General features: G+C 62.9%; 22 protein-coding genes. 11 read left to right on the plus strand and 11 right to left on the minus strand.

All coding sequences use genetic code 11. The features are described from left to right. Nucleotides 1–49: 49 nt before the first annotated feature. On the plus strand, nt 50–268 hold the full coding sequence (locus tag NCHU2750_RS12300; RefSeq protein ID WP_119940761.1) for a hypothetical protein: 219 nt from the start codon (nt 50–52) through the stop codon (nt 266–268). Nucleotides 269–337: 69 nt separating this feature from the next. On the opposite strand, the gene map is transcribed toward NCHU2750_RS12300, so the two are convergent. Both map and NCHU2750_RS12310 read right to left on the minus strand, forming a co-directional pair. Beyond that, nucleotides 338–1,093 (minus strand): type I methionyl aminopeptidase, encoded by a 756-nt coding sequence (map, locus tag NCHU2750_RS12305; RefSeq protein WP_119940762.1) that lies wholly within the window; start codon nt 1,091–1,093, stop codon nt 338–340. 27 nt (nt 1,094–1,120) lie between these two features. After that, a complete protein-coding gene (locus NCHU2750_RS12310; protein ID WP_119940763.1) occupies nt 1,121–2,182 on the minus strand; it encodes an LLM class flavin-dependent oxidoreductase in 1,062 nt (353 codons plus the stop codon). A gap of 301 nt (nt 2,183–2,483) precedes the next feature. Between NCHU2750_RS12310 and NCHU2750_RS12320 the strand changes: the two genes are divergently transcribed. Then, nucleotides 2,484–4,025: a cation:proton antiporter gene (locus NCHU2750_RS12320; RefSeq protein WP_119940765.1), complete on the plus strand. Its 1,542-nt coding sequence runs from the start codon at nt 2,484–2,486 to the stop codon at nt 4,023–4,025. Between the two features lie 73 nt (nt 4,026–4,098). Here the strand turns inward: NCHU2750_RS12320 and NCHU2750_RS12325 are convergent, their stop codons facing one another. The 3 genes from NCHU2750_RS12325 to NCHU2750_RS12335 form a co-directional block, all read right to left on the minus strand. Next, complete coding sequence (locus NCHU2750_RS12325; protein WP_119940766.1) at nt 4,099–4,563, minus strand: SRPBCC family protein; 465 nt, start codon at nt 4,561–4,563, stop codon at nt 4,099–4,101. Between the two features lie 113 nt (nt 4,564–4,676). Next, nucleotides 4,677–5,948 (minus strand): RNA polymerase sigma factor, encoded by a 1,272-nt coding sequence (locus tag NCHU2750_RS12330; RefSeq protein ID WP_119940767.1) that lies wholly within the window; start codon nt 5,946–5,948, stop codon nt 4,677–4,679. Beyond that, nucleotides 5,948–6,361 carry a YciI family protein gene (locus NCHU2750_RS12335; protein WP_119940768.1) on the minus strand — a complete coding sequence of 138 codons (414 nt, stop codon included), beginning with the start codon at nt 6,359–6,361 and terminating at the stop codon, nt 5,948–5,950. The genes NCHU2750_RS12330 and NCHU2750_RS12335 overlap by 1 nt, the downstream gene beginning before the upstream one ends. A 133-nt stretch (nt 6,362–6,494) precedes the next feature. On the opposite strand from NCHU2750_RS12335, the gene NCHU2750_RS12340 reads away from it, so the two are divergent. From NCHU2750_RS12340 to NCHU2750_RS12350, 3 genes are all read left to right on the plus strand, one after another. Next, nucleotides 6,495–7,202, plus strand: coding sequence for a glutathione S-transferase N-terminal domain-containing protein (locus tag NCHU2750_RS12340; protein ID WP_119940769.1), 708 nt, complete (start codon nt 6,495–6,497; stop codon nt 7,200–7,202). 425 nt (nt 7,203–7,627) lie between these two features. After that, nucleotides 7,628–8,122 (plus strand): invasion associated locus B family protein, encoded by a 495-nt coding sequence (locus NCHU2750_RS12345; protein ID WP_119940770.1) that lies wholly within the window; start codon nt 7,628–7,630, stop codon nt 8,120–8,122. Between the two features lie 85 nt (nt 8,123–8,207). Continuing rightward, nucleotides 8,208–8,804 (plus strand): SH3 domain-containing protein, encoded by a 597-nt coding sequence (locus tag NCHU2750_RS12350; protein ID WP_119940771.1) that lies wholly within the window; start codon nt 8,208–8,210, stop codon nt 8,802–8,804. 16 nt (nt 8,805–8,820) lie between these two features. Here the strand turns inward: NCHU2750_RS12350 and NCHU2750_RS12355 are convergent, their stop codons facing one another. From NCHU2750_RS12355 to glpK, 3 genes are all read right to left on the minus strand, one after another. Next, nucleotides 8,821–10,155: a protoporphyrinogen/coproporphyrinogen oxidase gene (locus NCHU2750_RS12355; protein WP_119940772.1), complete on the minus strand. Its 1,335-nt coding sequence runs from the start codon at nt 10,153–10,155 to the stop codon at nt 8,821–8,823. Nucleotides 10,156–10,390: 235 nt separating this feature from the next. After that, nucleotides 10,391–11,692, minus strand: coding sequence for a D-alanyl-D-alanine carboxypeptidase (locus tag NCHU2750_RS12360; RefSeq protein ID WP_119940773.1), 1,302 nt, complete (start codon nt 11,690–11,692; stop codon nt 10,391–10,393). A 115-nt stretch (nt 11,693–11,807) separates the two neighbouring features. Beyond that, the gene (gene glpK / locus NCHU2750_RS12365) at nt 11,808–13,328 is read right to left on the minus strand and encodes a glycerol kinase GlpK (protein ID WP_119943294.1); all 1,521 of its coding nucleotides are present in this window, start codon (nt 13,326–13,328) and stop codon (nt 11,808–11,810) included. Nucleotides 13,329–13,551: 223 nt separating this feature from the next. On the opposite strand from glpK, the gene NCHU2750_RS12370 reads away from it, so the two are divergent. The 4 genes from NCHU2750_RS12370 (at nt 13,552) to xdhB (ending at nt 19,768) form a co-directional block, all read left to right on the plus strand. Continuing rightward, nucleotides 13,552–14,508: a GGDEF domain-containing protein gene (locus NCHU2750_RS12370; RefSeq protein ID WP_162939608.1), complete on the plus strand. Its 957-nt coding sequence runs from the start codon at nt 13,552–13,554 to the stop codon at nt 14,506–14,508. Between the two features lie 190 nt (nt 14,509–14,698). Continuing rightward, nucleotides 14,699–15,475, plus strand: a complete 777-nt coding sequence (locus tag NCHU2750_RS12375; RefSeq protein WP_119940775.1) for a 3-hydroxybutyrate dehydrogenase — start codon at nt 14,699–14,701, stop codon at nt 15,473–15,475. Between the two features lie 209 nt (nt 15,476–15,684). Beyond that, nucleotides 15,685–17,172, plus strand: coding sequence for a xanthine dehydrogenase small subunit (gene xdhA / locus NCHU2750_RS12380; protein ID WP_119940776.1), 1,488 nt, complete (start codon nt 15,685–15,687; stop codon nt 17,170–17,172). 259 nt (nt 17,173–17,431) lie between these two features. After that, entirely contained in the window at nt 17,432–19,768 is a 2,337-nt protein-coding gene (gene xdhB, locus NCHU2750_RS12390; protein ID WP_119940777.1) for a xanthine dehydrogenase molybdopterin binding subunit, read from the plus strand. Between the two features lie 164 nt (nt 19,769–19,932). On the opposite strand, the gene NCHU2750_RS12395 is transcribed toward xdhB, so the two are convergent. Continuing rightward, a protein-coding gene (locus NCHU2750_RS12395; RefSeq protein ID WP_119939269.1) for an IS630 family transposase occupies nt 19,933–20,887 on the minus strand; the annotation gives its coding sequence in 2 pieces (ribosomal slippage) (nt 19,933–20,550 and nt 20,552–20,887; 954 coding nt in all). Nucleotides 20,888–21,100: 213 nt separating this feature from the next. Between NCHU2750_RS12395 and NCHU2750_RS12400 the strand changes: the two genes are divergently transcribed. Beyond that, nucleotides 21,101–21,607 (plus strand): GNAT family N-acetyltransferase, encoded by a 507-nt coding sequence (locus NCHU2750_RS12400; RefSeq protein WP_502703789.1) that lies wholly within the window; start codon nt 21,101–21,103, stop codon nt 21,605–21,607. 7 nt (nt 21,608–21,614) lie between these two features. On the opposite strand, the gene NCHU2750_RS12405 is transcribed toward NCHU2750_RS12400, so the two are convergent. Then, entirely contained in the window at nt 21,615–22,412 is a 798-nt protein-coding gene (locus NCHU2750_RS12405; RefSeq protein WP_119940778.1) for a class I SAM-dependent methyltransferase, read from the minus strand. Between the two features lie 124 nt (nt 22,413–22,536). Continuing rightward, complete coding sequence (locus NCHU2750_RS12410; protein ID WP_119940779.1) at nt 22,537–23,490, minus strand: GGDEF domain-containing protein; 954 nt, start codon at nt 23,488–23,490, stop codon at nt 22,537–22,539. 251 nt (nt 23,491–23,741) lie between these two features. Here NCHU2750_RS12410 and xdhC point away from each other — a divergent pair, with 251 nt between their 5' ends. Further along, the gene (xdhC, locus tag NCHU2750_RS12415) at nt 23,742–24,632 is read left to right on the plus strand and encodes a xanthine dehydrogenase accessory protein XdhC (protein ID WP_119940780.1); all 891 of its coding nucleotides are present in this window, start codon (nt 23,742–23,744) and stop codon (nt 24,630–24,632) included. Nucleotides 24,633–24,730: the final 98 nt, after the last annotated feature.

The following is a 24,730-nucleotide window of genomic DNA, read 5'->3' on the forward strand; positions in this document are numbered from 1 at the left end:
TGATGGTCATGATCCCATCCGTGCCCAAACAAGACGGGAGGCGCAAAAAATGGAACGTGACCTGACCGTATCCGAAGTCCTGGTTGATCCGCTGATCGCGCAATTGCGCCAGGCGGACCTGATTGGCCATGCGGCTTTCGCCCAGCTGATGGAAAGCGCTGCCCGCGTGCATGCACGCCGTGCGCTCGACCATCTCGGCGAAGAGCGCGCCAGCGCATTCTACTGCGCCATCGAAGCCGCCAAACGCACCGAAAACTGCGTCCGATAATTCCAAAATCACCAGTCGGCCCGCTGCGGCGTCCGCCATGGACGCGCCGCTGCGGAGGCTGTGTTCACATCAATTGCCGAGCGTGAGAATAAGCGGCCCGTTGCGGGTCGCCACAAGCGTGTGTTCGTATTGCACGGTCGGTGCGCTCGGGTCGCTGTAGAGCGTCCACGGGTCGTCGTTGTCGCCGTCTTCCGCCCAGGTGCCGCCCATCGACAGGAATGGCTCGATGGTGAAGACGAGCCCCTCTTCCATGATCCGCCGCTCGCCCTTTTCCGGCCAGGTCGGAATTTCCTTCGGCTCGTCATGCAGGGTCAGCCCGATGCCGTGGCTCGAAAGATTGGTGATCAGCGTATAGCGGTTCTTCTTGGCGAAGGCGCCGATCGCATTGCCGATACCGGCAATGCTGTTGCCGGCCTTGACCTGCTGCAACCCGGTCCATAGCGCCCGCTTGCCGTCACGGCACAGTTTCTCGATCTCGCGGCGCACCGGCGGCACCGCATAGGACGAACCGCAATCGCCGAAAAAACCGTCCTTGACCGCCGAGACGTCGATATTGACGAGATCGCCCGCCTTGATCACCCGCCCGCCGGGAATGCCATGCGCCACTTCCTCGTTGACGCTGATGCAGGTCGCGCCCGGAAACTGGTAGCAGGTCTCCGGCGCCGACTGCGCCCCGTTATCCTCGAGGAATTTGCGGCCGATATCGTCCAGTTCCTTGGTGGTGATCCCCGGCTCCAGCGCCTTCGCCATCGTCTCCATCGCCTGAGCGCAGAGCCTGCCGATGACTTTCAGCTTGTCGAGTTCGTCTTCACTGGAAATGACCATGGGGGATCCTGTCCTTGTCCTGTCTTTTTATTCAGCCTGCGGTGTGGCCCTCTCAGTCGATCCGGTCAATTCCTTTCTGACGATCGGGGCAACCTTCGTGCCGTAGAGTTCGATGCCGCGCATGATCTCACCATGCGGCATCAACCCGATCGCCATCTGCAGCAACAGCCGGTCCATCCTGAACACCCTGTGGGCGGCAATGATCTTCTCCGCCACCAGTTCCGGCTCTCCGACGAAGAGATTGCCGAGCGGCCCGCGGGCCTGGTCGAAATGCGCCCGGCTGGTCGGTCCCCAGCCGCGCTCGCGCCCCAGCCGGTTCATCACCGCCGATTGCGGCCCGTAGAACTGGTCGGCGGCGGCTTGCGTCGTATCGGCGATGAAACCGTGCACGTTGATGCTGGTCTTGAGCATCGCCGGATCGTGGCCGGCATTCTCGCCCGCCTCGCGATAGAGATCGGCAAACGGCTTGAAACGCGGATATTCCCCGCCGATGATGGCGATCGCCAGCGGCAGCCCCAGCGACCCGGCGCGTATGACCGATTGCGGCGTGCCGCCGACGGCGATCCACACCGGCAGCGGGCTCTGCAGCGGCCGCGGATAGACCCCGCGCCCGTTGATCGACGGCCGCATCTTGCCGCTCCATGTCACGATTTCCTCATCGCGAAGCTTGAGAAGCAGGTCGAGATGTTCGGTGAAGAGCTCGTCGTAATCGCCGAGATCGTGACCGAACAGCGGGAAGGATTCGATGAACGATCCCCGCCCCGCCATGATCTCCGCCCGGCCGCCGGAAATCAGGTCGACGGTGGAAAACTGCTGAAATATCCGTACCGGATCGTCGGAACTCAAAACCGTGACGGAACTGGTGAGCCGGATCCTTTTGGTGATCGCCGCCGCCGCCGCAAGCACGGTCGAGGGCGACGAGATCGCATAATCGGGCCGGTGATGCTCGCCGAGCCCGAACACGTCGAGCCCCACCTCGTCGGCAAGCTTGATTTCCTCAAGCAGGTTGGTGAGCCGCCGATGCGCCTCCGCGCCCTTGTTTGCGGCGTCGGGGTCCATATCGCCGAATGTGTGCAGGCCGAGTTCCATGGTGGACGATCCTCAAATGCGGCAGCGCGCCGAAAAGGGTGGAAATGCAAGGCGGGAATGTTCGGCCTCTCAGATAGAGATCCGCCGATCGGCGCGCAAACCCCATTCTATCGAACTCTTCGTTCGACAAACTCGATGGCAGCGCAGCTTGCGGCTGTCCATGACCTGACAAATGCCAACTCTGACGCTAGGATCGCACGGAGAGTCATCGCCGGCGCAACGATCCCCAAGATGCCGGCCGCATAATTCCACCCGCGCAGTCCCACCCATACAGTCCCATCCATACAGTCCAAGAGGCAGCATGAGTTTCTTCGAAAGCCTTCTCGTTCTCATCCTGGTGGCGATCGTGCTGCTGCAGCTGTCGAGACGGCTTCGCGTCCCCTACCCGTCCATGCTGGCGCTGGCCGGTGCGGCCGCAGTCCTCATCCCCGGCGCGCCGGTCATCAATCTCGATCCGGCGACAGCGCTTGCTCTCTTCATCGCCCCCGCCCTTCTCGATGCCGCCTTCGACTTCCCGCTCGGCATGGCCAAGCGCTTCTGGCTGCCGCTCGTCGTCTTCGCCATCGGCGGCGTCGTCGTCACCTCGGCAATCGTCGCCTGGGTTGGCTGGGCCTATATCGGACTGCCGGTGGCCGCCGCCGTCGTGCTCGGCGCGATCGTCGCGCCGCCGGATGCCGCAGCCGCCACCGCCATGCTGTCGACCATGGCGATCCCGCGCGAAACCGACACGATCCTGCGCGGCGAAAGCCTGTTCAACGATGCCGCGGCGCTGCTGATCTTCGATGCAGCCCTCGCCGTGCAGTCGGCCGGACATCTCGACTGGCAGGTCGGCCTGCATCTGGGGCTTGCCGTGCCCGGCGGCATCCTGTTCGGCATCGTTGCCGCAAGAATTGTCCGCCGGCTGACGCAATCGGTCAGCGGCACGCTCGGCGGCAATGTCATGCAGTTCGCCCAGACGTTCCTGCTCTGGATCCTCGCCACCCGCCTGCATCTGTCGGCCGTGCTGGCCGTCGTCTGCTGCGGCATGACGCTGGCGCAGATGTCGGAGGCGCGCTCCTCGGCGCGCATGCGGGTCCAGTCCTACGCCGTCTGGAGCGTCGCCGTCTTCGTCCTGAACGTCATGGCCTTCCTGCTGATGGGCATGCAGGCCCGCGCCATCTTGTTCGACATGGCACCGGGGCATCTCGGCGAGGCGATCACCTTCGCCGGCCTCGTCGTCCTGAGCGTCATCGTCGTCAGGCTCGTCGTCTGCATCGGCTTCAACCGCGTCCATGCCTGGTTCGCCCGCCGCGCCGGCCGCCCGGAACCGGCGACCATCAAGCAGGCCATCCTTGCCGGATGGTGCGGCATGCGCGGCCTCGTCACGCTGGCCACCGCCTTTGCCCTCCCCGCCGATTTCCCTCAGCGTGACATGGTCGTGCTCGCGGCCTTCGCCGTCGTGCTGGCAACCCTCGTCGCGCAGGGCTTGACGCTGGTGCCGCTGATCCGCTTTCTCGGTCTCGATCGGGGAGACGAAGGCCTGCGCGAACAGGTCGCCATCCGCGCTCATATCGCAAGAGCGGGCTTCATGAAGCTCGAACATGCCGAAGGCCCCGAGGCCGAGCTGCTGCGCAACAATTTCAAGCTCGAAAAACACGGCAGCCTGCATGACGAGGGTGCCGCGGCACTGTCGAACTATCGCAGGCTGGCGCTTGAGGCGATCGATGCCCAGCGGAAAGCCCTGGAGGAATTGCGCGAGGACAATCGGCTCACCGTCGACGAATACAATCTCTTCCTCGAGGAAATCGACTGGCGCGAGCTTTCCGTCCTGCCGGAAGAGGAGCGGCGGATCGAGGAGATCTGATCCAGACGGCCCGCCACAGGATGAATCGCCATCTGAGCCTGCCCCGCCAGCCCCTTGGCGGGGCAAGATAAAATCAGATCGTCTCCGCCACCCTGGCCATTTGCCCGGCGACAATGCCCCAGCCCTCTTCGAAGCCCATCTGCCGATGCGCCTCCATGTCTTCTTCCGTCCAGTGGACCGCACTTGCCGTATAGCGCGAGCGCCCGCCGCCGAGATCCTCGAATTCGACAATGCCGGTCATGAACGGCTTTTCCGACGGCACCCAGCCGACCGTATAGGCATCGGTGAAGACGATCTTCCGCCCCGGCACGATCTCCAGATAGACGCCCGGATTGGGCACCTTCTCCCCCTCCGGTCCTTCCATCAGCACAAAGCTCTCGCCGCCGGGACGAAGGTCGGCCCGCGCCTCCGTCACCTTCCACGGCAGCGGGCAGAACCACTCCCCGAACCGCTCCGGCGTCGTCCATACCGTAAACAGCTTCTCGGCCGGAACGTCGAATTCGCGAATGATCTGCAGTCTGTAGTCAGCACGTGTCATGGGTCTTCTCCCGTTATCGCGCAAAGCATCGCATCCGATGATGAACCGAGGACGAATGAAGAAGCGGCAGGCCGACAGGGCCTGGCTCCTTTTTCTCACCACCCGTCCCACAATCATTCACATCCACCCAGCCGGTCGATCTGCATCCTGATATGCGCCGCCTCTGCCGGCGAGTTGGCAAGCGCGATCGCCCGGTCGAAGGCCTGCCTCGCCTCGGCCTGCCGCCCGGCCTGCATCAGCAGCCCGCCGCGCACGCCGTGAAAATAGAAATAGCTGTCGAGTGCTGCACCGAGCGGCGCCACAAGCTCCAGCGCAGCATCCGCACCCTTGAGCTTCGACAGCGCCACCGCCCTGTTGAGCGTCACCACGGGTGATGGCGATAGCCTTTCCAGAAGCTCGTAGAGCAGCGAGATCTCGCCCCAATCGGTCTGTCCGGCCGCGCCGGCACGGGCATGCAGTGCCGCAATCGCCGCCTGTACCTGGTAGGGGCCGGGCTTTCGGTGGCGGATCGCCTTGTCGAGCATGGCAAGCGCCTCGGCAATCAGCTGCCTGTCCCAGAGACCACGATCCTGATCCTCCAGAAGCACGATCTCGCCGTTGCCATCGAAACGCGCCGCCGAGCGCGCGTGCTGCAACAGCATCAGTGCCGCAAGCCCCATCACCTCCGGCTCGGATGGAAAGAGGCGCATCAACAGCCGGCAGAGCCGGATCGCCTCGTCGCAGAAGGCGGCACCGTCCGGGTTATTGATACCGGCGGAATAGCCTTCGTTGAACACGAGATAGATCATCGCCGCGACCGTCGTAAGCCGTCCGGCCCTCTCCTGCGCATCCGGCGCCTCGAAGGCAATCGCCGGATCGCCCTCCTCGATCCGGCAGGCCTGCGCCTTGGCGATGCGGGCCTTGGCGCGGGTAATCCGCTGCTCCATCGCGCTTTCAGAAACGAGAAAGGCACGGGCGATCTGCCCGACCGACAAGCCGCTGATGATCCTCAGCGCCAGCGCGATCTGCTGGGTGTTCGGCAGGTCCGGATGGCAGCAGATGAACATCAGCCGCAGGATGTCGTCGCGGTAATGCCCGTTGTCGAGCCGCTCGGCGATATCCTCTTCGGCGTCGGAGAGATCGGAAAAGGCGGCCTCTTCCGGCAGCGGCGCATTCCTGGCCCGTTTGCGGATCTCGTCGACGCCGCTGTTGCGGGCGACAAGGATCAGCCAGGCGGCAGGATCGCGCGGCGGCCCCTTGTCCGGCCATGTCCGGATCGCCCTCAGGCAAGCCTCCTGAAACGCCTCCTCGGCCATGTCGAGATCCCGAAAATAGCGATAGAGCGCACCGAGCGCCTTCGGTCGCGCCGCCGTCAGCTGAAGCTCGATATGGGCGAGATCGCTCATCAGGAACCGCCCTCGTCGATCTTGTCGTCTCCCATCCGGCCGGGATGAAAAACATAGAACGGTCTGATCTCGTAGGAGGTCGAACCCGGATTTGCGACCGAAAGCTCCTTGGAAAACGCCACCGCCGCATCGAGACTGTCGAACTCGGCGGTATAGAAACCGAGCAGCACTTCCTTCGTCTCGGCAAACGGACCGTCGAGCACCAGCGGCTCCTCCCTGCCGGCGACGGATTTTCCCTTGCGCACGGTGGTCGCCGCCGTCGTCGGCATCAGCCGCCCGACAGGCCCGAGCCGGCCGGCGCTCATAAGCGGCTCCTGAACCGCAAGAAGCCGGTCCATCACCGCCTTCTCCTCCTCCTTCGACCAGGCAAACACCGTTTCCTCGTCGGCATAACACAGGATCGCATAGAGCATCTGTCTCTCCTTCTCCGCTGAAGACGAAAAACTAACGGCTCAGCCGACAGAACGCAGCATGAAATCTCCTCTTTTCCGGAAGGCACACCCGGCCTAGGTAGAAAGGCAGCATAAACATTCAGGAAACTGCCCGATGACCGATCTCTCCGCCTTCCCCATCACCACCAAATGGCCGCCGAAGGATGATACCGTCCTGCAGCTCTATTCGACCCCGACGCCGAACGGCGTGAAAGTGTCGATCATGCTGGAAGAGACCGGCCTCGCCTATGAGCCGCATTTCATCAATATCGGCGCCGACGAGACCTGGGGACCGGAATTCCTCTCGCTCAACCCGAACGGCAAGATTCCCGCGATCCTCGATCCGAACGGCCCCGAAAACAAACCGCTGGCGCTGTTCGAGTCGGGCGCGATCCTCATCTATCTCGCGGAAAAGACGGGCATGTTCCTGCCCGCCGATCCGGCGGCACGCTACGAGACCATCCAGTGGGTGATGTTCCAGATGGGCGGCATCGGCCCGATGTTCGGCCAGCTCGGCTTCTTCCATAAGTTCGCCGGCAAGGACATCGAGGACAAGCGCCCGCGCGACCGTTACGTCAAGGAAAGCGCTCGCCTGATCCGCGTGCTCGAAACCCGCCTTCAGGGCCGCCAGTGGATCATGGGCGACGACTATACGATCGCCGATATTTCCATGCTCGGCTGGGTGCGCAACCTTGTCGGCTTCTATGGAGCTGGCGAACTGATCGCCTATGAAGAGCTGCAGAACGTGCCGGCATGGCTGGCGCGCGGCCTGTCCCGCCACGCCGTGCAGCGTGGCCTGGAAATCCCCAAACGGCCAGCCTGACAACCGGCAGCACCGGTCAAGAAGTCCTCGGCTCCCCTGATGGAAATCGGGGGGAGCCGAGACGGTGTAAGGCCAGCTTGCCGAAGGCCGAAAATAGCCCGCCTCCAACCAACGCATCCCCTCCGCGACGACCGTTTTCGATGGGCGGCTTTCGGCTGCGGTTCATCGCGAGGTTTCGGTTTGCGTCGCGCAATGTATCGTAACGGCGCACGCATAGAGTTTGTCGCCGCATTCCGTCTCCCGGTTGTTATCCAACGATAACAATGAATTACGGAATTCCACACACATTGACCTCACTCCATTGTGACTGCGGCACCATCGAAATGACACATAAATTAACCTCTCGCTAACCGTCGCGACCTTGAATGGCCGCTCAGCTTAGAAGGCCCATCTCCCGGGTCTGTTCGTGTTTTTGTGGAGACAACATGCACACCAAATCTGCAGCCCTTGCACTCGCCCTCACCCTCTTGTCCGTCGCTACGGCCACCGCCGCCCAGCCGACCCGGGTCAAGCAGTTCGATGCCTGGGGCGTCTATTCCTATAACGATGACGGCAAGACCAGCTGCTATGCGCTATCCGTCCCGGTCACCTCCCTGCCGGCCAGTGTCGATCATGGCGACAACTACTTCCTGATCTCGCCGCAGGGCTCTTCCCTCATGCCGCAGGCGATCATGGGTTACGACCTCAAGCCGGGATCCGACGTGGAAGTCGCCGTCGACAATGACGAATTCGATTTCGTCCCGCGCGACAATGCCGCCTGGGTCAAGGATCAGGGCCGCGAGCCCGCCGTCGTCAACGCCATGCGCGGCGGCAGCAAGATGACGCTGAAGGCCACTTCCAAGCGTGGCACCCATACCAGCTATTCCTACTCGCTGAGCGGCGTCACCGCCGCGCTGCAGGCCGTGCACAAGTGCCGCTGACGCACAGGCCGGAGAATATGGCGCAAACGGCGTCCGATGCGATCGTCGGTGCCAAGGTCAGGGGCGATCGGAGCCGGCAGCGGAAATGACACGCATTAAGTTGAGGCGCAGCCTTACCGTATCCGTCCTTGCCATGCTGGCGGGGCTGCCGCCCTTTGCCCCACTGAAAGCTGCCGACATCACCCCGGATGCCACGGCAAGCGGGGCAAGCCCCATCACGGGCCCGTCCTCCGGCATCCGCCGAGGCCGCTCGACCGGGTTTCCCATCCCGCGCTTCGTGTCGATCAAGTCGAACAAGGCCTATATGCGCGTCGGCCCGTCGATGGACTACGCGACCAAATGGGTCTACTCGGCCCGCGGCCTGCCGATGGAAATCATCGAGGAATACGGCAACTGGCGTCAGGTGCGCGATCAGGACGGCGTCACCGGCTGGATGCTTGCGCCGCTTCTGTCTGGCCAGCGCACGGCGGTCGTCGGGCCCTGGTATAAAAAGCCGGTGCCGCTTCATTATTCCCCGTCGAGAACCTCCGGCATTGCGGCAGAACTCGCACCGAAGGTCCGCCTCTACCTGAAGCATTGCGACGGGTCATGGTGTGATGTCTCGCTGCAGACGCAGGATCTCGGCGGCTACGTCGCCCAGGCTGCACTCTGGGGCGTCTACCCGCAGGAGCGGATAGACTGATCACGGTTGTCGGGCCTCAGGCCGCCATCTTGAGCGGTGGCGGCATGTCGGCGACATAGCCGGCGACACGTTCCATCTGCCTGAGCGTCCGCCAGTAGATATCCTCCATCAGGATATGGGCGAATTCGCCGTTGCGGCCGATGCTGTAGAGCCCGTCGATCCCGGTCGAGCGGGCAAAATCGGCGCGCGCCTGCTCATAGCGGTTGAGATAGACCGGATAGGCGATCGGCGTGCGCACGACACCGCCCAGTCCCAGGCACCGCTGGCGCAGGTTCGGATAGATCTCGGCAATGCCGTCGAGACATGCCGCGGCCAGTTCCTGGTCCGACATTTCCCAGTAGCGATCACCGATCTGGCAGCCGATGTCGAAGGTGATCAGCGTCTTGCCGGACGGCGCAAGCCAGGGCATCGAGATCGGCGCTTCCGCCGCGCGGAAGAACGGCTTCGTCCGGTCAGGCACCCACAGCATCGTGTCGGGCAGCAGGCCGCGGCCTTCGAATTTCAGGTTGACGAAGATCATCGGCCGGTAACGGAACTCGGCCATGTGGTCGAGACGCGAGGACCCGTCGATCAGCTTCGGCAGGATATTGACCGGCGCGGTGCTGATGGCGGCCGACACGGCGATTGTTTCGCCCTTCACCCTGACACCGACGACACGCTCGCCCTCAACGATGATCTTCTCGACCGGCGAGCTCAGCCGCACGCTGTCGCCCACCATGCGGGCTGTCGGCTCCAGGAGCGCCGCGATGCCGCCCTCGGGATAGACGTGGTAGAGCTTGGCATGCTCGGGCATCTCGTGCGAATAACCGATGCAGACGGCCTTGTTGGTCACCTTTGCCGCAGCCTTCAGATACATCGACTTCAGCATGCCGCCGCGCATCTTCTCGCCGACGGAAGGCGCAAGCTCGCAAGCGTCGGCACCCGACCAGGCTTCCGCCAGCGGAATGGCAACCTTGCGGGCCAGTTCGTCGCCATAGGTCTGACGGAACCAGTCGGCAGCCGAGTGGATCGGCGTCGGGCGCAGCTGTGCGGCAACGGCGCTGCCGACGAAACGCGGCGACCTCAACAGGCCGAACGGATATCCATAGGTGCGGTCGTTGACGCGAACCGCTTCGCCATAGTGATGGACGGTCAGGCAGCTGTCTGCGGCGCCAAGCGCCTCTGCCAGGCGGTTGCTGACGAAATGGGCGCCCATGTCGTAGGAAAAGCCCTCGGCATCCTTGAAGGACCCGGCCATGCCTCCGATCGACTTGGCGGCCTCGAACACGATGACGTCGATACCGCGTTTCTTCAGTTCACGTGCTGCCGTCAGACCGGCAAGACCAGCGCCAAGTATTGCAACCGGATTCATTCCTGTGCTCCCGCAAAGCCGCAACGACAATACGTTGGGTGATCACCGGATAGACGCCAGCGGTCAAAAGTTACTGAATTATGACCATTGCATTTTAGCGATTCCAGGAAAAGTTCACAAATTCACAGAAATCCCGCAGCGCAGCCGCAAAGCGCCGGCGCGTTATACTGTCCCGGCACAGGTTTTACGCCGCCACGGCGGTAAAAATTGCCGCCTGTGCAGTGATCGCAAGGTTTCAGCGCACGACGAAGCAGTCGATCGACCGTGCCTTGAGCAACGCGCAGGCCCGCGTTGCAGCATCGCGGTCGGCAAAGCCGGCAAGCCTAGCCCGAAACACTTGCTTGCCGCCCGATTGCGAGCTTTGGACATTCGAGGCGATCTGGCCGAAATCGGCCATGAGCGGCATGGCGGTGTCGATCGCGCCCGAAGCGGCGGCCTTGCTGCCGGCCGCGGCGATCTGGATATCCCAGAGCGGCTCGCCCTTCCGGGCAACGCTTGCCACAGGCCCTGCCGCAGCACTCGCCAGACTTTCGGCCGTCTCGGTCTTCGATGGTTCCGCATAGGGGGTGACGCTTGCCGCACGCGCCGGCATGCCGAGGGTGATCTGCTTGCGCGACCCCGCAGCCAGCGTCTCGGTCGCAGCCGCAGCGCTACCTGCCGCTGGGCGCTTGTCTCTGACTTTGTCCTGGGCCTTTTCCTTGGCAGTGACCGCTGCAATCACCGGCGCCGGAGCCACCTGCCTGCCGGGAACGAACTGATCGAGCAGCGCTGCCATCTGGTCGTCACGCTGGCGGGCCGACTTGCCGCCCATCATCACGCCGATGATGCGGCGCCCGTCGACATTGACGGCGCTGGCGATATTGAAGCCCGATGCGTTGACGAAGCCCGTCTTGATGCCATCCATGCCGGGATAGCGGTACATCAGGTTGTTATGGCCGCGGATCCTGCGTCCCCTGAAGACGAAGGATCGCTCGGAAAAGATCTTGTATTCCTCCGGGTAATCCCGGATCAGCGACAGGGCCAGCACCGCAAGGTCGCGCGCAGTCGTCACCTGCGCATCGTCCGGCAGTCCGGACGCATTCCTGAACACGGTGCTGTTCATGCCGAGCTGATGCGCCTTGTTGGTCATCATCACGCCGAACTGGTCTTCCGTGCCGCCGAGACGGTCGCCCATGGCGGCGGCGGCATCGTTTGCCGAGCGGATCGCCATCGCATAGACGGCCTCGCGCACCGTGATCGTCTTGCCTGCCTGAACGCCGAGCTTGAAGGGAATTTTCGACGCGGCATTGGCGGTCATGACGATCTCGTCGTCCCAGTGCAGCCTGCCGTTATGCAACGCCTCGAAGGTGAGGTAGAGCGTCATCATCTTGGTCAGCGACGCCGGATGGTTGAGCTCGTCGGAATTTTCCGCCGCCAGAACCTTGCCGCTCTGCGCGTCATAGATGAAATGCGCATAGCCTGCTTCCGCCGTGCGGCTGGCCATCGACATCGCACCAACGACAAACACGAGTGCAATGATCCGCTGGATAAAAGGCATGCACTTCCCTCTCATGATCGCCGTCCGGTACCATGGCACCGGCTGCACCAGACGGGCATACCCCACCCCCGCCCGCCGGGTCAAACCATGAGTGTGGAAAAGCTGACGATATGCATCAGGAAAGTGTGCGGCGCACCGCATCGCGCCAGCCGCGGATTTTTGCCTTGCGCATCCGGGCTTCCATCTTCGGCTCGAAGCGCCGGTCGCTGACCCAGTCCGCGGCAAACGCCTGCCCGTCGGGCCACAGCCCCACCCGCGACCCCGCCAGCCAAGCGGCGCCGAGCGCCGTCGTCTCCTGGATATGCGGCCGGTCGACCGGCGCGTCGATGAGGTCGGCAAGCCGTTGCATGGTCCAGTCGGATGCCGCCATCCCGCCATCGACCCGCAGCACCGTGCGCCCCTCACAGCCAGCTTTGTCATGCCGGCGCCAGTCCTTCGTCATTGCCGCAAGCAGGTCGGCCGTCTGGTAGCAGACCGATTCCAGCGCGGCGCGGGCAAATTCCGCCGGGCCGGTCGAACGCGTCAGGCCATAGATCGCCCCGCGCGCCTTGGCATCCCAATAGGGCGCACCGAGCCCGGTAAACGCCGGCACCAGATAGACGTCCTGTCCCGCGCCGATCTCGGCGCTCGCATCTGCATCCTCCGCCAGATCGCCGCTCTGGCCGGCACTGTCGATCACCCCCAGCCCGTCGCGCAGCCATTGCACCGCAGCACCGGCAATGAAGATCGAACCTTCCAGCGCATAGGTGGTCTTGCCATCGAGCCGATAGGCGATGGTCGAGAGAAGCCGGTTCTTCGACCGCACCAGATCGCCGCCGGTATTCAGCACGGCAAAACAGCCGGTGCCATAGGTGGATTTCACCATGCCGGGCGAAAAACACGCCTGCCCGATCGTCGCCGCCTGCTGGTCGCCGGCAACGCCGAGGATCGGGATCTCGGCGCCGAAAACCGCTTTGTCGGTCACGCCGAAATCGTCGGCACAATCCTTCACCTGCGGCAGCATCGCCGCCGGGATGCCGAGGATGTCGAGAAGCTCCTCGTCCCAGCGGTTGCGGGAAATATCGTAGATCAGCGTCCGCGAGGCATTGGTCGCATCGGTCGCGAATGTCCGCCCACCGGTCAGCCGGAAGATCAGGAATGTATCGACCGTGCCGAAGCAGAGCCGCCCCTTCGCCGCCAGCGCCCTCGCCCCTTTGACATTGGAAAGCACCCAGGAGAGTTTCGTGCCGGAAAAATAGGGATCGAGCAGCAGTCCGGTCCGGGCGGTGAACAGCTTTTCAAGCCCCTCCCTCTTCAGCCTGTCGCACAGCTTCGCGGTGCGGCGGTCCTGCCAGACGATGGCATTGTGGACCGGCTTTCCCGTCTCGCGGTCCCACACCACGACGGTCTCCCGCTGGTTGGTGATACCGATCGCCGTAATCGCGCCGATCGCAATCCGCGCCTCCGACAGCGCCCGCTCGACGGTCCACAGCACGCTTTGCCAGATGTCCTCCGGATCGTGTTCCACCCATCCCGATTGCGGGAAAATCTGTGGAAACTCCCGCTGCCCCATCCCCACGATCCGCTTGTCCGCGTCGAAGATGATGGCGCGGGTGGACGTCGTTCCCTGGTCGATCGCCAGAATATAGCCAGCCAAGAATGCCTCCCTGCGGGCGATTTCCCTGCGACTGTTTGAGCCGCAGCCGCGCTGCCCGTCAATCCTGTTCATCAGTTTGTTTCGATTACAGAAATTCCGATCAAATGTCACGAACGGGAAGTCTCTGTGAATGGTCGCATTTTAGCGATTCGATTAACTTGACCTTTAACGGATGGTTTCTAGCTTCCGCCCCGCGTCACATGTTCAACGGAGGAAACTCGGAATGATTCCGATGTCTGCGAAACTGACCCGCATGGTCCAGACTTCATTGACCATCAAGGTATTTGCGATCTGCTTTCTCTGTGTGCATGTGCCGCTTATCGTCTTCATCGTCTACCTGGCCGGCGGCTATGCAGCCCAACCGCAGCCGATCCTGCTCCTGTTGCTAGTCGCAACGGTGGCCGGCACCGGCATCTGCCTGATGAGCCTCTGGTGGATGATCCGCCCGCTCAGTCAGCTGGCGCAGGCAATCAAGCTCTACCGGGCCAACGGCACGCCGGTACGCATGACGATCGGCAGAAAAGACGAGATCGGCCTTCTGGCCACGACCGTCACCGGCATGGTGGCGGAAACGGAAAGCCTGATGGCGAAGCTCCGCCACCAGGCGATGACCGATCCGATGACGGGGCTCGGCAACCGACGCTGGCTGAGCGAGCGCGCCGCGGAAGAACTGGCGCGCGCCGAGCGGCAGGGCGAAACGGTCTCCGTTCTGGTCCTCGACCTCGATCGCTTCAAGGGCATCAATGACGGCCACGGCCACGAGACGGGCGACCGCGTTCTCGTCGCCACCGGCGAAATCGTCCGCACCTGCCTCCGGCCCTATGATCTGGCGGCCCGCATCGGCGGCGAGGAATTCTGCGTGATGCTGCCGCGCACCTCGCTCGACGAAGCCCAGGCGATCGCCGAACGGCTGCGCAAGGCATTGGCCGCGACCACCGTGCCGCCGCTTCGCCAGGGCCGCATGACGGCAAGCTTCGGCATCTGCGCTGCAGGTCCAGGTGACCGCCTTTCCGATCTGCTGCTGCGCGCCGATTTCGCCCTCTATGAAGCCAAGCGCGCCGGCCGCAACTGCGTTCGTCGCGCCGCCGAAAACGACACCGGGCGGGATGGCAATGACGATATGATCGATGTCTCGACCGCCCGCCCTGTCCCCTCGCAGACCCGCCCTTCCCCCAACTGACCGCCCTAACTGACCGATTGCCCGCCGGCTATCGGCATCACATGCGGCAGAACCCGGCCGCAAAAAATCCCCCGCAGAACCCCGATTGCCAGCCACGCAACCTTGCGGCTAACCTCGCGTTGACGCGGCCATGGAGAAGGCCTCGTCTGCAGCGAATGTTGCGACAGGCAGAACAAGCGGGAGGAATTGCATGAGCAGGTCCGTCGTCATCACCGGATCCACCAGCGGCATTGGGCTCGGCATTGCCAGAGCCTTCGCCGCCTCTGGCGACAATGTCATCATCAACGGCTTTGGTGACAGGGACGAAATCGAGGCGATCCGCGCCTCGCTCGATGCGCAAGGCTCGGGCACGATCCTCTATCACCCCGCCGACATGACGAAGCCGATCGATATCGAGCACATGATCCTGACCGCCCGCGACCGTTTCGGCGGCGTCGATGTTCTCATCAACAATGCCGGCATCCAGCATGTGGCGAAGATCGAGGAATTTCCACCGGAAAAATGGGACCAGCTGATCGCCATCCTGCTGTCCTCGGCCTTCCACACGATGCGCCATGCGATCCCGCTGATGAAATCGCAGGGCAAGGGCCGCATCATCAACATCGCCTCCGCCCATGGCCTCGTCGCCTCGCCCTTCAAGTCTGCCTATGTCGCCGCCAAGCACGGCATCATGGGCCTGACCAAGACCGCCGCACTCGAGCTTGCGCGCGACGCCATCACCGTCAATGCCATCTGCCCCGGCTTCGTGCTGACCCCTTTGGTCGAAAAGCAGATCCCCGACCAGGCGCGTGAAAAGGGCATCAGCGAGGCAGAGGTGAAGGATGAGGTTCTGCTGAGGCTGCAGGCCACCAAGGAATTCGTCGCCGTCGAGGAAGTGGCAGAGGCTGCCATCTATCTGGCAAGCGACGCCGCCCGCAGCATCACCGGCACGCATATCTCCATCGACGGCGGCTGGACGGCGCAGTAAGCTGCTCCCTCATTCCTGTGCTTGTCACAGGAATCCAGTCACGCGAAGTCCTTCGCGTGAAAAGACTCTTTTGCGCCGCAGACGCGACGCTGCTGGATTCCTGTGACAAGCACAGGAATGAGGGTAGACTACTTTGCCCCGCGTACAGCCAAAGATGGCAACCGGGTGATTCTGGATCAAAAGCCGGCAACGGCGGACGAAGGAGACATATGAGTTCAGCCATCCGCTTCATCCTCAACGGGGAAGACGTCATGCTTGGAGATTTTGCCTCCACCGATACGCTTCTCGATTATCTCCGTCTCAAGCGACGGCTGACGGGGACGAAGGAAGGATGCGCGGAAGGCGATTGCGGCGCCTGCACGGTGCTCATCGGGCGCCTCACCGAACAGGGCCTTCGCTACGAAAGCGTCAATGCCTGTATCCGGCTGATCGGATCGCTGCACGGAACCCATGTCGTCACCGTCGAACATCTGGCGGAAAGGGACGGCGAGTTGCATCCGGTACAGCAGGCCATGGTCGACTGTCACGGCTCGCAATGCGGCTTCTGCACGCCGGGCTTCGTCATGTCGCTCTACGGCCTGTGGCTTTCCAACGAGAACCCGAACCGCGCCGAGATCGAAAGCGCGCTGCAGGGCAATCTCTGTCGCTGCACAGGCTATGAGCCGATCGTCAAGGCGGCCGAAAAGGTTGCCGAGAACCGCCCGAGTTCGCTCTTCGACCCGCTCGAACGCGACCGCACCGAAATCATGGCCAAGCTCTGGTCGATCCGCTCGCAGACGGACACGATCATCGTCGAGGCCGAGGGCGGCCGCACCATCGTGCCGGCCACCCTCGAAGCCTTTGCCGAAGCCCTAGCGGCCGAACCGGACGCCGTCATCGTCGCCGGCGCCACCGATGTCGGCCTGTGGGTGACGAAGCAGATGCGCCGGCTCGATCCGGTCATCTTCATCGGCCATCTTGCCGAATTGCAGGCCGTCACGATCGATGAGACCGGCATCACCATCGGCGCCGGCGTCACCTATGCCGATGCCCATGGCTATTTCGATGCGGTCATCCCGGCCCTTGGCCAGTTGCTCGACCGCATCGGCGGCCAGCAGGTGCGCAACATGGGCACGATCGGAGGCAATATCGCCAATGGCTCGCCGATCGGAGACACGCCGCCGCCACTGATCGCGCTCGGTTCTCAATTGACGCTGCGCTCCCATTCCGGCCGCCGCACCATCCCGCTCGAAAGCTACTTTCTCGCCTATGGCAAGCAGGACCGCATGGCCGGCGAATTCGTCGAGAAGATTTTCGTGCCGCGCCCGGACGATGACAGTCACTTCGCCGTCTACAAGATATCGAAACGCCGCGACGAGGATATTTCGGCGCTCTGCGGCGCCTTCAATCTGAAGATCGATGCCGATGGACTGGTCGGCGAGATCCGCATCGCCTTCGGCGGCATGGCCGCCACGCCGAAACGTGCCACCCATGTCGAGGACATGCTGACCGGCAAACCCTGGACCTGGAGCACCATCTCCGCCGTGCGCGATCTCTTCGACGAGGATTACCAGCCGCTCACCGACTGGCGCGCGACCGCCGAATACCGCAGCCTGACGGCGAAAAACCTGCTCACCCGCTTCTTCCTGGAAACGGCCGGAGCGGAGGCGCAGTTGCAGCGCTTCGAGCGGGATACTGCCGAGATGGAGGAGGTGTGATGATGAGCGCTATCGAAAAGTCCACCTCTGGCCTGCCGGCCCTGTCCGTTTACAGAGTGCCGCAAGTCCCCCTCTGGCCTGCCGGCCATCTCCCCCACAAGGGGGGAGAGGACTTGCGGCGAACTCGTGCCCCAAATTGGAAGCACAGCGGGCGCGGCTGGGTTAAGCCCTCCCCCTTGTGGGGAGGGTTTGGGAGGGGCCTTCGTCGGGATGAACCGAAAGGGGTCTTTTCAACGACGACCGCTGGAGGCCTCCTCTGATGGACAAGACATCCTTCGACACCAAGCCCGTCATCGATGGCCCGATGCATGTCTCGCTGAAACATGATTCAGCCCATAAGCATGTCACCGGGCAAGCCGAATATATCGACGATATCCCAGAACCGATCGGCACCCTGCATGGCGGCCTCGGCCTCTCCGACCGGGCGCATGCGGAAATCCTCTCCGTCGATCTCGACGAAGTGCGCGCCGCCGAAGGCGTCGTCTGGGTGATGACGGCCGACGATATTCCCGGTGCAAACGACGTCGCCTCGACCGGCAAGCATGACGAGCCGTTGCTCGCAACCGATCTCGTAGAGTTCCACGGCCAGCCGATCTTTGCCGTCTTTGCCGAGACCCGCGATCAGGCCCGCCGGGCCGCGAGACTGGCGAAGATCGAATATCGCGACCTGCCCCACTGGACCGATATCGATGGCGCGCGAGAAAACGGCTCAGCCTTCGTCACCGAGCCGATGACGCTGCGCCGCGGCGAGCCGGAAACCGAGATCGAAAAACCGCCGCTCCGAATCCAGGCCTCGATGACGATCGGCGGCCAGGAACATTTCTATCTCGAAAGCCATATCGCGCTGGCCGTTCCCGGCGAGGACGAAGACGTCACCATCTGGTCCTCCACCCAGCATCCGAGCGAGGTGCAGCATATGGTGGCGCATGTGCTCGGCTGCTCCAACCATGCCGTCGAGGTGAGGACGCGGCGCATGGGCGGCGGCTTCGGCGGCAAGGAGACCCAGGGCAACCAGTTCGCAGCCCTTGCCGCTGTGGCTGCGAAGAAACTGAAGCGCGCGGTCAAGTTCAGGCCCGACCGCGACGAAGACATGTCAATCACCGGCAAGCGCCACGATTTTCGCGTCGATTACGACGTCGCCTTCGACGAGGGCGGCAGGATCCATGCGGTGGACGCGATCTTTGCCGCACGCTGCGGCTATTCAGCAGACTTGTCCGGCCCGGTCACCGACCGCGCCCTCTTCCACGCGGATTCGAGCTATTTCTATCCGCATGTGAAGCTGACCTCGCAGCCGCTCAAGACCCACACCGTCTCCAACACCGCCTTCCGCGGCTTCGGCGGCCCGCAGGGCATGCTCGGTGGCGAGCGCATCATCGAGGATATCGCCTACGCCGTCGGCAAGGACCCGCTGGAAATCCGCAAGCTGAACTTCTACGGCCAGCGCGGATCGAACCGCACCGTCACGCCTTATCATCAGGAAGTCCAGGACAACGTCATCGCCCGCATCGTCGACGAGCTGGAAACCTCGTCCGACTATCAGGCGCGGCGACAGGCGATCATAGAATTCAACCAGTCGAGCCCGGTCATCCGTAAGGGCATCGCGCTGACGCCGGTGAAATTCGGCATATCCTTCACCATGACCGCCTATAACCAGGCCGGCGCGCTCGTCCATATCTACAATGACGGCTCGATCCACCTGAACCATGGCGGCACCGAAATGGGCCAGGGCCTCTATACCAAGGTGGCGCAGGTCGTGGCCGATTGCTTCCAGGTCGATATCGACCGGGTGAAGATCACCGCAACGACCACCGGCAAAGTGCCGAACACCTCGGCCACCGCCGCCTCCTCCGGCTCGGACCTGAACGGCATGGCCGCCTATGACGCCTGCCGCCAGATCAAGGAGCGGCTGATCGATTTTGCCGCCCGCCAGTGGCAGGTCAATCGCGACAGGATCGAGTTCCTGCCCAACCGGGTGAAGATCGGCGGCGAGATCGTCCCCTTCGACACCTTCATCAAGGCCGCCTATTACGACCGCGTCCAGCTCTCGGCCGCAGGCTTCTACAAGACGCCGAAAATCCATTGGGATCGTGCCGCCGGCCGCGGCCATCCCTTCTATTATTTCGCCTATGGCGCCGCCGTCTCCGAAGTCTCGATCGACACGCTGACCGGCGAATACATGGTCGACCGCACCGATATCCTCCACGATGTCGGAAAATCGCTCAATCCGATCCTCGATATCGGCCAGATCGAGGGTGGCTTCGTCCAGGGCATGGGCTGGCTGACCACCGAGGAACTCTGGTGGGATGCCAAGGGCCGCCTTCGCACCCACGCGCCCTCCACCTACAAGATCCCGCTCGCCTCCGACCGGCCAAGGATCTTCAACGTCAAACTGGCCGAATGGTCGGAAAATGCCGAACCGACCATCGGCCGCTCCAAGGCCGTCGGCGAACCGCCCTTCATGCTGGCGATCTCGGTTCTGGAAGCGATCTCCATGGCCGTCGCAAGCGTCGCCGACTACGCCATCTGCCCGCGGCTCGACGCACCGGCAACGCCGGAACGGGTGCTGATGGCGGTGGAGAGACTGAAGGGGATGTGACCAGGAGGGGGAAGCCGAATAACGGCCAGCGAAGAGGGGAAGCCATAAGACCCCTCCCAACCGTCCGGGGCGAGCCGCGAGTCTCGCCCGTCCTTCGGACCCCCACAAGGGGGAGGGCTTTAACCCAGCCGGACTGCCGAAACCAATCTTAAAGCGTGTCGCATTTATTCAGCCTCGTATCCTGCTGCCTTGAAGAAGTTTATGCATTCTGTGACGGAGAAGAGGCTGATGATGTCACCGAGAGCATTGGCAATTGCATCGAAGCTTCGTGCCGCTCGCTTTCGCAGGAGTGCCTTGAGTTTTGAGAATGCCATTTCGATGGGGTTCAGGTCTGGCGAATAAGGCGGCAGGAATAGAAGCCATGCGCCTTCCGCCTTGATCAACTGTTCCGCTCGTTCGCTTTTGTGGAAGCCGACATTATCGAGGATGACGACGTCGCCGGGCGACAGTGTCGGCACAAGCTGTGTCTCAATCCATGTTTCGAAGATGCGGCTGTTCATCGGAGCGTCGACGATCCACGGTGCGGTCAGGCCATGGCAGCGCAGTCCGGCAATGAAGGTCTGCGTCCTCCATTTCCCGAACGGAGCATAGGCGGCAAAGCGACTGCCTTTGGCAGACCATCCGGTGCGTTTTGTCAGGCGCGTATTCGTGGATGTCTCGTCGATAAAAATGAGCCGTGACAAGGCTTTGTTGAAGAACCGCCTTCGACGGTTGATCCACAGGTCACGCGCCTTGGCGATCTCCGGCCTGCGCTGCTCGCTTGCCTTGAGGCTTTTTTTTATTGCTGAGCCCGAGCCGGTGCAAAAACCGCCCGACCGTGGCGCGGTGAACCTCGATGCCGCGCTCGGCAAGCGCAACGCACAGTTCATCCAACGTCGTTTCGCCGTGGGCCGACATCCGCTCGCGGACCCAATCACCATGCGCCAAGAGCTTCGCACCACCAGGCGGGTGCCCCTGCTTGGCGGCGATCAGAGAGCCGGATAACCGATGCAGGATCACCATGTTGTTGACGAACCGAGGCGAAACCCGGAAATGCCGAGCGGCTTCACGGTTACTATGACCCTCATTCACAAACGCAACAACACGCTCACGCAACTCGATCGGATGCGGCTTGCCCATGGTGCTTCTCCTTCCGTGGGCAAAGTGAATCATACTTCAAGCCAAACTGGAATCCTGAATCCGGTTAACGGCGACACGCTTTAGGCCGAGCGGTTGCCGCGAGTCCTCTCCCCCCTTGTGGGGGAGATGGCCGGCAGGCCAGAGGGGGACTTTATGGCTCAGCCGCGCCGACACCTAAGCGCAATGGCGGCAGCTACAATTCAGGAGGACCCCATGCCCATCACCATCCGCCCCGAACACCCCGGCGATGAGGACGCCATCCACCACCTCACCCAGGCCGCCTTTGCCCCGATGGCCTACAGTTCGAAGACCGAGGGCGCGATCATCCGTGCATTGAGGCAAGGCGGCGATCTCACCCTGTCGCTGGTTGCCGAGGAGGATGGCGAGATCGTCGGCCATGTCGCCTTCTCGCCGGTCACGATCGACGGCCATTACGATGACTGGTTCGGCCTCGGCCCGATCTCGGTCAGGGCCGACAGACAGAAGCGCGGCATCGGCCGGGCGATGATCCGCGAAGGCATCCACCGGCTGAAGGTGCTCGGTGCCAAGGGCTGCGCGCTCATCGGCGATCCGGCCATCTATCGCAGTTCCGGTTTCGACAGCGACGGCGCCCTGACCTATGCGGGCGTGCCGGATGCCTATGTCCAGCGCCTCGCCCTGTCGGGCCACCCGCCGCAGGGCAGACTGGCCTTCTCGCCGGCCTTTGCCGTCACGGGTTGAGCGCGCTTCAGCCCTTGCGTCGCACCATGAAGGCCTGGAACAGGTAGCCGAACGGGATATTGCCATCGGTATCGGCAAGCAACCTGCCGATGTCGCGCAGCGCGACCTCGGCCCCCGACCGCCCCATCCGCTCGACGGCGGGCTTGGCATAGGAAGACGAGAGCGCAAGCCCGACGAAATCCTCCGACGACAAGGGCAGGATCGACGCCTCGGAAATCCGCGCCGCACCGGTAAAACCGTCGAGCGCGGAAAGCTCCGCCAGATAGTCCGGCCGGCCGCCCTTGCGGGCCTCCCCTTCCGTATTGAGAAAATCCATCACCGCGCGGGCGGCGGGCGAGCCTTCGACATCGCGCACATATTCGACGATCGCCAGCACGCCGCCCGGCACGAGCACCCGCTGCGCCTCGCGATAGAAGACCTCGCGGTCGAACCAGTGGGCGGCGGTGGCCGCCGTCACCGCTACGATTTCGCCATCCGCGGCCGGCAGGATTTCGGCCCTTCCGTCGACGAAATCCAGGCCCGGACCATCGGCCTGCCCGATCGCCGTCTCGCGCATGTCGGCAGACGGCTCGATGCCGGTAATGGCAATCGTTGCCGGAAGGAAAGCGCGCAACTGGCGGGAAAATATGCCGCTGCCGCTGCCCACGTCGAAGAGGCGGGCATCTGACATCCGCGATGACACCTCCCCGATCGGCACGGCAAGCGCCTCGACCAGCGCTTTCGGATAGCGCGGCCGAAAGCGGTCATAGGATTGGGCACCGGTGGAAAACCGGCCGATATGCTCATTGCTGGCGGGAAGGGACATCGGAAGGACCTCGAATGATGATGCCAGGCAACATGGTACGAAGCCGACCGTCCTCCAAGGCAAGATCTTGTTATCGGGCCGGGACTATCCGGCAGGCATGCCGACGCCGCACCTGCTTCACCGCTCAGAACACGTCGTGAACCAGCGGCTCGGCCGGCATCCTGATGGCCACCAGCCGGTCACGGCCACCGCGCTTGGCTTCGTAGAGCGCACGGTCGGAGGTTGCGATCATATCGGCGAAATCGCAATTGGTCGGCGAAGCGGTGGCAAGCCCGGCACTGACGGTGAAATGCACCGGAAGGCAGCCTTGCCAATCGAAGCCGGCATTGGCGAAATTGGCGCGGATGCGCTCGACGATCGCAATAGCGGCAGCGCCCGCCGGGTTCGGCAGGAACAGCACGAATTCCTCGCCACCCCATCGCCCGGCGATATCGGCGCCGCGAATCGAACTGCTCAGGATATCGGAGAAGCGCGAAATCACCTCGTCGCCGGCATCATGCCCGAACCGGTCGTTGACGCCCTTGAAGTCGTCGAGATCGAAGATCGCCATCGAACGACAGCCTTCCATCTGGCCGGCAAAACTTTGCAGCACGCTGGAGCGAAAGGCCCGGCGGTTGAGCAGGCCCGTCAGGCTGTCCGTTTCGGCCAGTCGCTTCAGGTCGTTCTGATAGCGCACATGGTCGGAAATATCGCGGATGACGGCAACCAGAAGCGGCGCGCCCGCCGCCGAGGTCCTCAGGATCGTGATGCCGAGATTGACTTCGCTTCCATCACGCCGGCGACCGACGATCGTCGCACTTCTCTGCCCCATGCGCCGCGTATCGGTCTCGCCCGACTGGAAATCGCTGACGAGGCGCTGGTGAAAACTGTGTATCCGCTCCGGCAGCAACAGTTCCAGCGGCTTGCCGACAAGCTCGCCGGTCTGCCAGCCGAAAATGGTTTCCGCCGCAGGGTTGCAAAGACGAATGGTGCCGTGACTGTCTATCCCGACAATGCCATCGGCAATTTCGAACACGATCTTCCGATAGATATCCTGGGAATCTGGAATAAGCGAGGCAATCGATGCTCTCTTCTTCATAGTAACTCGTCGTGTACGAAAGGCCGTAAGTAATTGGCAAATGTCAATTTGACCGGCAGCAATGGTTACAACCGAATTGCTGATATTTTTTTAATTGGCGGATGCATTTATTGCGAGCATTACCATATAGATACATCTTTTTGTGGAACGTGGTTCGAAAGCTCGCATCACCTGCAGGCAGATCAGGACGAATCTGGGGCAAGCCCGAACAAGAGAATGTGACGAGCCCCGCCACCTGCTATAGTCCAGCCATGACCGCTTTCGCCCTCATCGAGTTTGTCGCCCGCCACAGATCCGTCCTCGTCGAGGTGACCGGGACGCGTGGCTCGACGCCGCGCGAGGCCGGCACGTTCATGCTGGTCGCAGCCAACGCGATCTGGGGCACGATCGGCGGCGGCCAGTTCGAATATATGGCGATCGACAATGCCCGCGCCCTTCTCGATGGCGGCGGTCAGGCGGAAATGGATATCCCGCTCGGGCCGGAAATCGGCCAGTGTTGCGGCGGCCGCACCACCTTGTCCTTCACACTCGTCACGCCTGAACTCGCCGCCATGCTGGAGCGAAGGATCGATCGTGAGCACGAGGAGCGACCCGCAATCTTCCTGTTCGGCGCCGGACATGTGGGCCAGGCTTTGGCAAGGGCGCTTGGGCCCCTGCCCTTTGCCGTCACGGTGGTGGAAACACGGGCCGACGAACTGAACCATCTGCCGGATACCGTGACGCGCCGCCTCAGCGCCATGCCGGAAGCCTGTATAGCGGACATCGCCGCCGGCGGTGCGGCAGTGATCCTCACCCACGACCACGCGCTCGATTTCCTCATCGCCGAACGGGCGCTGGCCCGCGCCGATCTCTCTTATGTCGGCATGATAGGCTCGGCCACCAAGCGCGCAACCTTTGCCCATTGGTTGGCCCGGCAGGCCTCAGAGGAGCCGGCCCGACCGGACCCCGCAATGATGATGGCACGGCTGACCCTGCCAATCGGCGGCTCTGCGGTCAGGGACAAGCGCCCAGAAGTCATCGCCGCGCTGGTGGCCGCCGAACTGCTGCAAAAGGTGCCCTTGATGGCGGCCGAACCATCACAGGCAACCCCGTCGGCAACCCCATCGACGCCCCATTCACAACGGCAGGTCACGCGCGGCTGATAGCCTCTTGTCCTGCCAGAACCGCTCCACCCGCCCCGGCATCGGTTCGCCGAGACCAATATCTGCCCTTAAATCATCGGGAAGTGTCGGAACGCTTG

This window comes from Neorhizobium sp. NCHU2750 (assembly GCF_003597675.1).
Taxonomy (GTDB): Bacteria; Pseudomonadota; Alphaproteobacteria; order Rhizobiales; family Rhizobiaceae; genus Neorhizobium.